The organism is Clavibacter sp. MX14-G9D, assembly GCF_032917815.1.
Classification (GTDB): Bacteria; Actinomycetota; Actinomycetes; order Actinomycetales; family Microbacteriaceae; genus Clavibacter; species Clavibacter michiganensis_K.
Genome location: NZ_JAVCVL010000096.1, coordinates 1 through 9,657, shown reverse-complemented (window position 1 = coordinate 9,657; position 9,657 = coordinate 1). Strand labels below are relative to the sequence as shown.

Here is a 9,657-nt window from a genome sequence, read left to right as displayed (position 1 = left end):
CGCGAAGATCACCGTCAACACCAAGTAGCACCCACCCGGCACACGCCGGCAACGCACCACACGAACCGCCCGGCCCTCGACGCCGGGCGGTTCGTCGTGCGTCCGGCGCCTTTCCCCGGGCACAGGGAAGCCCCCTCGCATGCGCGGCGAGGGGGCCCCTGCCGGGTGACTCGGACCCGGTGCATGGCCTTCGGAACGGAGGCGGCAACGGGCGGGCGGCGCGGCGATTCCCGTCGGCGCCAGGTCGGCGTGGAGCGCGCGACGTACCAGGAATCGCTGATGAGCGCGCGATCCATGCACAGCTGGTCTTCCCAGCCGGAGGCCCCACCGTGTCTGCATGAGAGTTCAACGAAACCCTGTCCCCCTGATCGCCCGCGGCGCCGCCGCCCTGGCCGGGGTCGTCGTCCTCGCCGGCTGCTCCGCCGCGGGATCGCCCTCCGCCGCCCCCGGCTCCACCCCCGACGCGACCTCCGCCGTCGCCACGACCGGCAAGGCCGGCGACGGCGGCACCACGGCCGACCGCGGCGACTCCGCCGCGGAGGCTCGCAACGCGGACGTGATCTCCACGCTCCTCACGGCGGCGTTCCCGGATCCGGCCTCCGCGGAGGCGCAGGAGGCGGCCCGTGCCGCCGTCTCCCCCGACGCGGTCGCGCACGGTGCGGGCGCCGCGGCAGGACCGGACGGGCTCCTCGCCGAGTTCGCCGCCGCGCACCAGCGCGTCCCCGGCGCCCAGGCCGTCGTCAAGCGCACCGCCGCCGACGGCGACCTCGTGGCCGTCCACTGGCAGGTCGCCTCCGACCCCGCCGACGAGCGGACGGGCGAGGCCGCGGTCGACCTCTTCCGCCTCGCGGACGGGAAGGTCACCGAGCGCTGGTCCTTCGACCAGGCGATCGCGCAGGGGACCCCCGCCAGCGGCAACGCGAACACGATGTTCAGCGACCTCTACGTGGGCGCACCGGACGCGCCCCGGCCGACGGAGCAGCAGGAGGAGGCGGACCGCCGGCTGGCCGTCGGCGCGTACGACGCCCTCTTCCGGGATCGGGACGTGAGCGTCCTCGACCGCTCCTTCGACTCCGCGTACCTGCAGCACAACCCCGTCGCGCCGAACGGCACGGCGGCGCTGAAGCAGCTCTTCAGCGGCGGCGCGCGGTTCCCGGCGCAGCAGTCCGTCATCTCGCTCGCGGACGGCGACCTGGTCTGGACCTTCTCCCAGGCCGTCGACGCCCAGGCGGGCGACCCGTTCCTGGCCGCCGACGTCTTCCGCGTGGACGACGGCCTCATCCGCGAGCACTGGGACGTGGTACCCGCGCGCTGATCTGCGCGCATCACCGCGGCGCGCCGCCGGGTGCGGCTCACCGCCGAGGCGCGACGGGACGGTGCGACGGCGCGATGCCGGGGCACCGCCTGGCCGCCTCGTCAGCGACCGGCGACGTAGTGGGCCTGGACCTGCGCGGGCGTGAGGGCGGTCCTGTAGACGGCGGCGAAGCGCATGCTGCCGACGAAGTAGTTGCTGCCGGCGTTCGGCCAGCCCGACGTGTTGTCGTAGCCGATCCGCCAGTAGCCGGAGTTGGCCTCCGGTGCGGTGAAGGCCGTGTTGCCGGCCACCCGGGCGCCGTCGACGTAGAGCGTCATGCCCCCGGTCGGCGACATGGTGGAGACCATGTGGTGCCAGGCGCCGTCGGCGACCACGCCCGGACTGGTCAGGGTCTGGTAGTTGCCGTTGTTGTAGGTGCCGAAGACCAGCTGGCCCGTGGTCGCCACGTAGGTGTGGCGGTCGTAGGCCGAGGAGGACCCGGTCGCCGAGTTGCCGAAGCCGATGAGCTTCCCGCCCCGGACCGTGGTCTTGAACCACACCTCGGTGCTGAACGTCGCGGGGGCTGCCGCCTGCAGCGAGTTCGTGACGAAGTCGTTCCCGTCGAGGACGTACGCGCCGCCGGGGTCGCGCGGGCAGGCCCGGCCGGCGGCCGTGGACGTGTCGCTGACCATGGTGGTCGGCTGGGTGGTCAGCAGGGGCAGGGGCCGGAACGTGCCCGGGTAGGCGCCGGACGCGATGTCGGCGGCCTGACGGGATCCGCTCGCCTCGTTCAGCGGGTAGGCGAACAGGGCGTTGGCCTTGTCGGCCGCGAAGGCGCTCGAGCAGGTGAAGTACGCGGCGGACGACGCGGCGCTGTTGTTGTCGTTGCGGATCGACGCGGTGTAGGCGCCGTTCGTGCCGGGAGCGAGCAGCAGCACCGCGCCCAGGACCACGGCGACGGCCGAGGCGGCGACCGCGGCGGCGCGGGGGCGGCGTCGGCCCGCGGGCCGGAGCGCTGCGGTGCGGCGGCGGACGCGGTCGGCGAGTCCCATGCGATCCCCCTCGCTCATCGCCCGGCGGCCGCGGAGGACGCGGGCTCGAGGCGGTCGGGCTCCCCCGAGACGTCCGTGGGGACAGTCTGCCCGGTCGCGGCGGCGAGGGCCAGCGCCTCGAGGGCGGCCGCGGCGTCCGCAGCTGCGGCGTCCTCCCCGACGGCCTCGGGATCGACGACCGCGACGGCGAGCACGCGCTCCTCGCGCTCGGCGGGCAGGCCGACGATGAGCGTGTACAGGAGGGGGACGGCGCAGAGGCCGTAGAAGAGGATCCAGCCCCAGAGCGGCAGGTCGAGGGTGGTGGCGATGTCGTGGAACTGGCCGGTCTCGCCGACGGGGGCGGTGACCTCGCCGACCTGGCCGGCGACGAGGGTGGTGCTCGTGCCCCCCTCGACGGCGACGCGGATGGGGAGGAGGCCGGTGTTGACGATGCTGGCCTGCACGTCGTCGCCGCGGGTGACGGCGTCGAGGACGACGAGGGCGACGAAGGGGCGCAGGACGAACACGACGAGCGTCGCGACGAGGGAGGTGCCGAGCATGCGCATCGAGGCGCGGTGCGTGGGCGAGGAGATGAGGCGGGTGAGGATCATGACGATCACGAGGCCGGCGAGGAACAGGGGCAGGCCCTTCGCGAGCCAGCCGAGGCCGGGGAGGATCGTGGTCGCCTCGCCGATGAGGTGGGTCTGGTCGGTCTTCCACGGGTCGACGGCGCCGTTGATGTCGCCCTGGGTGGTGAGGCCGTCGGCGTCGACGGCGATGACGCGGTGCGTGTAGGTCTCGTCCGGGGTGGTGGAGGGGTGGAAGCTGACGACGTCGCCGACCTGGACGTCCTCGAGGAGGACGGGGGTGGTGAGCAGCAGCGTGCCGACGGGGGCCGTGGTGCCCATCGACGGGGTCTGCACGACGAACCAGCGGCCGCCGGAGGCCTGGAACAGGAGCGTCGCGGCGACGAGGGCGGTGAGGAGGACGGTGGCCGCCCACATCGCGATCGTGCGGCGGCGGAAGGAGCGGGAGGTGCGCGCGGCGCGTCGGGTCGCGCCGCGCGCGGGGAGGACGGGGGCGGTCGGGTCGAGGTGCGCGTCCTCCGTGACGATGTCCAGCTCGAGGTCGAGCTCGAGGTCGCGGAGCGCTGTGGTGCTCGCGCGGTCCTGGATGTCGGTCATGGTGCACCTCCCGTGTCAGGGGCTGACGGATGGATGGAGCGGGGCCGCCGGTGGCGGCCCCGCGGGGTCGTGCGGGGTCGTGCGGGGACTAGCTGGCGAAGGTCCAGGTGAGGGGCAGCGAGGCGCCGAGGCCCTGGTACGTGTTGCCGGCGGAGGCGTCGAGCGTGACGGCGAAGGTGAAGTCGCTGCTGGCGCCGGCGGCGAGGGCGGTCAGCGTCTTGGCGGGCGAGCCGGCGAGGGTCGCCGCGGTGCCGGAGAAGACGTTGGTGCCGCCGGAGGTGATGACGACGTTGAGCTTGGAGCAGAAGTCGGTGGCGGAGCCGTTGACGGCGCCGTTCTTCGTCTGCAGGCACGCGGCGGCCGGGGTGAGCGTGAAGGTCGCGGCGTTCGAGGTGCCGACGTTCTTGATGTTCACGACGCTGGTGACCGTCTGGCCGGGGATCATCGTGGTCGAGCCGCCGAACTTGTTGATGGTGGAGCAGGTCGCGGCGTTGGAGTCGACGCCGCCCGTGGCGCTCGTGCTCAGGCAGGTGACGGTGGGGGTGCCGTTGGCGCCGGTCTGCGACTCCTGCATGACGAGCGTGCCGGAGGCGGCGGTGTTGTTGCTGTTGGTGATCGAGGCGACGAAGCCCGAGAGCGTGCCGGACATCGACACGGAGAGGAGGACGGCTGCGGCGACGCCGGTCGCGATGGCGAGGGGGGCGAAGCGGACGCGGCGGGTCTTGGCGGCGGGGGCGATGTGGTGCGACATGTTCTGGCTCCTGGATCGGGATGGAAGGGGGCTGTGAGAGCCCCCGAGGAGAAGATCGGTGACTCGCCTTGCAAGTAACTCGAATGTACAGCTACTCGGGAATAGTGCAATCCCCCCACTGCGGGGGCCATCGCGCGTCGAGGGGGGATAGGGGGCCGCGAGCGCGCGTTACAGTCGCTGGACCGCCTCGGGATCCGCCCGGATCCCCCGACACAGGGACGCCCGACGATGACCCCGGAGAGAACCGCCTCCCGCCCCGACGAGTCCACGGCCGTGGACCCGACGGCCGTGGAGTCCCTGGCGAACGCGCTGCACATGGTCGAGACCGCCCAGCGCCACCTGCGCACCCGGATCGCCCAGGACATCGGCGTGAACGTGACCGACCTGACCGTGATCAGCGTGGTCGGCGACCTCGGCCGCATGACCCCGAAGCTCCTGGCCTCCGAGATCTCCATGGGCACGGGTGCCGTGACCGCCGTGATCGACCGGCTGGTCGGCGCCGGGCACCTCGACCGCGTGCCGAACCCGCGGGACCGCCGCAGCGTCTTCCTCGAGCTGACCGATGCCGGCCGCGCGACGCTGGAGCGGATGACCGACGACTACCGCGCCGCCGCCGCCGCCGCGCTGCACGCCTCGCCGTCCCTCGGCACCGAGGAGACGGCGGAGGACATCGCGCGCGCCGCGATCGCGATGACCGCGCACACGCTCGACGGGCCGGACGCGGCCGGATCCGCGCGCGCATGAGCACGACGGACCCCGCGGCCGCCCCGCCCGAGGGGTGCCAGGTGGTGCTCGTCGACGCGGCCGGGCGCATCCTCCTGCAGCTGCGGGACGACATCCCCGCCATCCCCTTCCCCGGCATGTGGGCGCTGCCCGGCGGGATGCTCGAGGCGCCCGAGACCCCGCTCGCGTGCATCGTCCGGGAGGTCGAGGAGGAGCTCGGGGCGCGCATCCCGGCCGCGGACGTCGTGCACCTGATGAGCCGGACGCGCTCCTACGGCGTGGAGCACACGTTCACCGCGCGGCTCGACGTGGCGGCCGAGGACATCCGGCTCACCGAGGGACAGCGGGTCGCGTGGTTCCCCGTGGACGAGGCCGTCGGCATGGAGCTGGCCTACGAGGACCGCGACGTGCTGCGGGAGGTCGCGGGGCGGCTGCCGCGCGGCTGAAGGTGGCGGCGCGGGGCGCGGCGCGGCCCGGCGAGCGGGGGGCTAGCGCGCCCGCTCGGGCTCGGCGTCGAGGATCCCGCGGAGGAACGCGGCGTCCGCCGAGTAGTACGCGGCGTCGTCGCGCAGGTGCGGCTTCCCGAGCTCGTCGGCCGTGGCGATCGAGACCGCGGCGAGGTCGTGGAGGCGCAGGATCGCGACGCGCAGGACGTCGGCGAAGGACGCGTCGGACCCGTACGCGCCGAGCAGCAGGGCTACGCGGCGACGCGCGTCGTCCATGCCCGGGGCGCCGTCCTGCGCCGACCCCGACAGCGGCACGGCCCGCGTGGCGAGGTACGCCAGGTCCCAGATGCGCGGCCCGGGCGAGCACATGTCGACGTCGATCACGCCCGTCAGGCGGCCGTCGGCGAACACCAGGTTGTGCGGCGCGAAGTCGTTGTGGCAGATGACCTCCGCGGGCACCTTCGTCGGCGACTGCCAGACGGCGCCGTCGAGCGCGAACCCGACGCTCGCGTCGTGCAGCTCGCGGAGGCGGCGGCCGGCCTGCTCGAGCACGTCGTCGGTCCAGACCCAGGCGGGCAGCGGGTACACGGGCACGTCGCCCTCGAGGAAGGTCAGCCGCTCGCGGCCGTCCTCCACGCCGAGGGGCTCGGGGATCCCGACGACGCCCGCGAGCGCCAGGTGCCGCAGGTAGCGGTGCACGGTCGGGGTCCAGGGGCCGGCGTCGCGGAGGACGGTGCCGCCCTCGCGCTCCACCCTGTTCATGTTGCCGCCGGCGAGGGGTCCGTCCATCCGGCCAGGCTAGGCCGCCCGCCCCGGGCGCGACACGTCCACCGACTAGGTTGCGAGCATGAGCACCACCGCGCCCGCGGGCGAGCACGCGCCCGACGAGACCGTCCCACCCCGCCGACGGGTCGCCGCCTGGGCGCTGTGGGACTGGGGATCCGCCGCCTTCAACGCGGTCGTCACCACCTTCGTCTTCAGCACCTACCTCGCCAGCAGCCTGTTCGTGGATCCCGCGATCGTCGCGGCCGCGGGCGACGACGACCGGAACCCCGCGCTCGTCGCCGCGAAGGCCGACACCTCCGGCGTCATCTCGCTCGCGCTCACCATCGCGGGCCTCCTCATCGCGCTGCTCGCGCCCGTGCTCGGGCAGCGGTCCGACGGATCCGGTCGGCGCCGCCTCTGGCTCGGCGTGAACACGGGCGTCGTGGTGCTCGCCATGCTCGGCATGGTGCTGGTGGAGCCCGTGCCCTCCTACCTGTGGCTCGGCGCCGCGCTGCTCGCCACCGGCAACGTCTTCTTCGAGTTCGCGAGCGTGAACTACAACGCGATGCTCGTGCAGGTGAGCACCCCGCGCACGGTCGGCCGGGTGTCCGGCCTCGGCTGGGGCATGGGCTACGTGGGCGGCATCGTGCTGCTCGCGCTGCTGCTCGGCCTCTTCCTCTTCGACTTCGGGACGCCCGGCGCGTCCGGGCTCCTCGGCCTGCCGTCGGGGGCGGAGGGCGGCGCGCTCGACGTGCGCATCGCGATCCTCGTGGCCGCGATCTGGTGCGCCGTGTTCTCGATCCCGGTGCTGGTGGGCGTGCCCGAGATCCCGTCGGCGCCCGGGCGCGCGCGGCAGGGGGTCGTCGCGTCGTACCGCGTGCTCTTCCGCCGCATCGCGGAGCTCTACCGGGAGTCGCCGCGCGTGCTCGTGTTCCTCCTCGCGAGCGCGGTGTTCCGCGACGGGCTGGCCGCCGTGTTCACGTTCGGGGCGATCATCGCCGCCCAGGTCTTCGGCTTCAGCACCACCGAGGTGCTGCTGTTCGGCGTGGCCGCCAACGTGGTCGCCGGCATCGGCACGTTCGCGGCCGGATGGTTCGACGACCGCTTCGGCGCGAAGCCCGTCATCCTGGTCTCGCTCGCGTGCCTGGTGGTCGGCGGATCCGCGGTGCTCGCCGTCGGCGACGCGAAGGCCGGCTTCTGGGCGACGGGCCTGTTCCTCTGCCTGTTCGTGGGACCGGTGCAGTCGTCGAGCCGCACGTTCCTCGCCCGCATCTCCCCCGCGGGCCGCGAGGGCGAGATGTTCGGCCTCTACACGACCACCGGACGCGCGGTGTCGTTCCTCGCGCCCGGCCTCTTCGGCATCGCCGTCGCGATCACGGGCGACACGCGCTTCGGGATCATCGGCATCGTGATCGTGCTCCTCGCGGGCCTCGTGCTCATGACGCGGGTGCGCGGCGCGGACGCGCGCGCGGCCTGAGGCGGGTCGCGCCGCCCGGCGCCCGCCCGCCCGCGACGCGCCGGGATCGTCACGGTGTTGCGCCGGAGGCCCGCTGCGGGTGGAGTGGTCGGATGCAGACCGCACCGCACGACGTCCCCGCGGCCGGACCGGCGCGACCCGCCGGACTGACCGGCGACGAGATCGCCGCCCTCCGCCGCGACTTCCCCCTGCTCGACACGGAGGTGAACGGGCACCCGCTCGTGTACCTCGACTCCGCCGCGACCTCGCAGAAGCCGCGCGCCGTGCTGGACGCCGAGCGCGCCTACCTGGAGCACCGCAACGCCGCCGTCCACCGCGGCGCGCACACCCTCGCGGCGCTCGCGACGGAGGAGTTCAAGGAGGCGCGCGAGAAGGTGGCGCGGTTCGTCGGCGTCGACGCGGGCGAGATCGTCTGGACCTCCAACGCGACGGAGGGCATCAACCTCGTCGCGCACGGGCTGGGCGAGGCGAGCGCGCCCGACGCCATCCGGGTGCGGGCCGGGGACGAGATCGTGGTCACCGAGTCGGAGCACCACTCCAACCTCATCCCCTGGCAGCAGCTCGCGCGCCGCACGGGTGCCCTGCTCCGCTTCATCCCGGTCGACGACGACGGCGCCCTCCTCCTCGACGCGCTCGACGACGTGATCACCGACCGGACGCGCGTCGTCGCCCTCGCGCACGTGTCCAACGTGCTCGGGGCCGTCGCGCCGCTCGCCGGCGTCGTGGCGCGGGCGCACGCCGTCGGGGCGCTCGTCGTGCTCGACGCCTGCCAGTCGGTGCCGCACCTGCCGGTGGACCTGCGCGCGCTCGACGTCGACCTCGCCGTCTTCAGCGGCCACAAGATGCTCGCGCCGACGGGCATCGGCGTGCTCTACGGGCGCCGTGCGGTGCTGGAGGCGCTGCCGCCGTTCCTCACCGGCGGGTCGATGATCACGACCGTCACCATGGAGTCCGCGGAGTTCCTGCCGCCGCCGCAGCGCTTCGAGGCGGGCACGCAGCGCATCTCCCAGGTGGTGGCGCTCGGCGCCGCCGTCGACTACCTCCAGGCGGTCGGCATGGACCGGGTCGGGGAGCACGGCCGCCGCCTCGGCGAGCGCCTCGTGCAGGGCCTCACCGGGATCCGCGGCGTGCGGGTGATCGGCCCGGGCGCCGGCCGGGACCGGGTGGGCCTCGCCGCGTTCGACCTCGCGGGGGTGCACGCGCACGATGTGGGGCAGATCCTCGACGACCGCGGGATCGCCGTGCGCGTCGGGCACCACTGCGCGCAGCCGCTCCACCGCCGGCTCGGGCTCACCGCGTCCACCCGGGCGAGCGGATCGCTGTACACGACCGACGCCGAGGTCGACCTCCTCCTGCAGGGCGTCGAGGACGCGGTCGCCTTCTTCGGGGTGGGACGGTGACCGCCGCCGCGGGCTCCGGCGGGCTCTACCAGGAGCTGATCCTCGACCACTCGCGCACCCCCGAGGGCCGCGGCGCCACCGGCGGCTGGGCGCTGCGGGCGCACCAGGTGAACCCGACGTGCGGGGACGAGGTGACCCTCGGGATCCGCGTCGAGGACGACCGGGTCGCCGAGGTGCGATGGGAGGGGCGGGGCTGCGCCATCTCGCAGGCGTCGGCCTCGATGCTCGTGGGCGTCGTCGACGGCGCGCCCGTGCCCCAGGTGCTCGAGCGCATCGCGGAGTTCCGCGCCGTGATGCGGGGACGCGGCACCCTGCAGCTCGACCCGGAGGCGTTCGGCGACGCGGTCGCGCTCGACGGGGTCGCGAGGTACGTGGGGCGCGTGAAGTGCGCCATCCTGCCGTGGACCGCCCTCGAGGAGGCGCTGGCCGGACGCTGACGCGCGAGGGCCGGCGGCGGTCATCGGACGCCGACGCCGGCCGGCCACGCGCGCCGATCCGGGGCCGCCGGGCCCTCAGGACGGAGCGGGATCGCGCGTGCCGGTGACGGTCCCGGCGTCGGTGCCATCGGGCGCGGGTCGACGGGCCG

At 74.3% G+C, this 9,657-nt stretch carries 10 protein-coding genes; 6 read left to right on the top strand and 4 right to left on the bottom strand.

Annotated elements, in window-relative coordinates; translation table 11 throughout:
- Positions 1–337: 337 nt before the first annotated feature.
- Positions 338–1,315 (top strand): nuclear transport factor 2 family protein, encoded by a 978-nt coding sequence (locus Q6969_RS09190; RefSeq protein ID WP_317230162.1) that lies wholly within the window; start codon positions 338–340, stop codon positions 1,313–1,315.
- A gap of 101 nt (positions 1,316–1,416) precedes the next feature.
- Here Q6969_RS09190 and Q6969_RS09185 read toward each other — a convergent pair whose 3' ends face one another.
- The 3 genes from Q6969_RS09185 to Q6969_RS09175 form a co-directional block, all read right to left on the bottom strand.
- Entirely contained in the window at positions 1,417–2,346 is a 930-nt protein-coding gene (locus tag Q6969_RS09185; protein ID WP_317230161.1) for a LamG domain-containing protein, read from the bottom strand.
- Between the two features lie 14 nt (positions 2,347–2,360).
- Positions 2,361–3,509: a S26 family signal peptidase gene (locus Q6969_RS09180; protein ID WP_317230160.1), complete on the bottom strand. Its 1,149-nt coding sequence runs from the start codon at positions 3,507–3,509 to the stop codon at positions 2,361–2,363.
- 88 nt (positions 3,510–3,597) lie between these two features.
- Positions 3,598–4,260: a hypothetical protein gene (locus Q6969_RS09175; protein WP_104291155.1), complete on the bottom strand. Its 663-nt coding sequence runs from the start codon at positions 4,258–4,260 to the stop codon at positions 3,598–3,600.
- A 228-nt stretch (positions 4,261–4,488) separates the two neighbouring features.
- Here Q6969_RS09175 and Q6969_RS09170 point away from each other — a divergent pair, with 228 nt between their 5' ends.
- Entirely contained in the window at positions 4,489–5,004 is a 516-nt protein-coding gene (locus tag Q6969_RS09170; RefSeq protein WP_317230159.1) for a MarR family transcriptional regulator, read from the top strand.
- Positions 5,001–5,429, top strand: coding sequence for an NUDIX hydrolase (locus tag Q6969_RS09165; RefSeq protein ID WP_317230158.1), 429 nt, complete (start codon positions 5,001–5,003; stop codon positions 5,427–5,429). The genes Q6969_RS09170 and Q6969_RS09165 overlap by 4 nt, the downstream gene beginning before the upstream one ends.
- A 42-nt stretch (positions 5,430–5,471) precedes the next feature.
- Here the strand turns inward: Q6969_RS09165 and Q6969_RS09160 are convergent, their stop codons facing one another.
- On the bottom strand, positions 5,472–6,218 hold the full coding sequence (locus tag Q6969_RS09160; RefSeq protein ID WP_317230157.1) for an aminoglycoside phosphotransferase family protein: 747 nt from the start codon (positions 6,216–6,218) through the stop codon (positions 5,472–5,474).
- A gap of 58 nt (positions 6,219–6,276) precedes the next feature.
- On the opposite strand from Q6969_RS09160, the gene Q6969_RS09155 reads away from it, so the two are divergent.
- The 3 genes from Q6969_RS09155 (at position 6,277) to sufU (ending at position 9,508) form a co-directional block, all read left to right on the top strand.
- A complete protein-coding gene (locus tag Q6969_RS09155; protein WP_317230156.1) occupies positions 6,277–7,671 on the top strand; it encodes an MFS transporter in 1,395 nt (464 codons plus the stop codon).
- A gap of 92 nt (positions 7,672–7,763) precedes the next feature.
- Positions 7,764–9,071, top strand: a complete 1,308-nt coding sequence (locus Q6969_RS09150; RefSeq protein ID WP_317230155.1) for a SufS family cysteine desulfurase — start codon at positions 7,764–7,766, stop codon at positions 9,069–9,071.
- Complete coding sequence (sufU, locus tag Q6969_RS09145) at positions 9,068–9,508, top strand: Fe-S cluster assembly sulfur transfer protein SufU (RefSeq protein WP_317230154.1); 441 nt, start codon at positions 9,068–9,070, stop codon at positions 9,506–9,508. The genes Q6969_RS09150 and sufU overlap by 4 nt, the downstream gene beginning before the upstream one ends.
- The last annotated feature ends 149 nt before the right edge of the window (positions 9,509–9,657 follow it).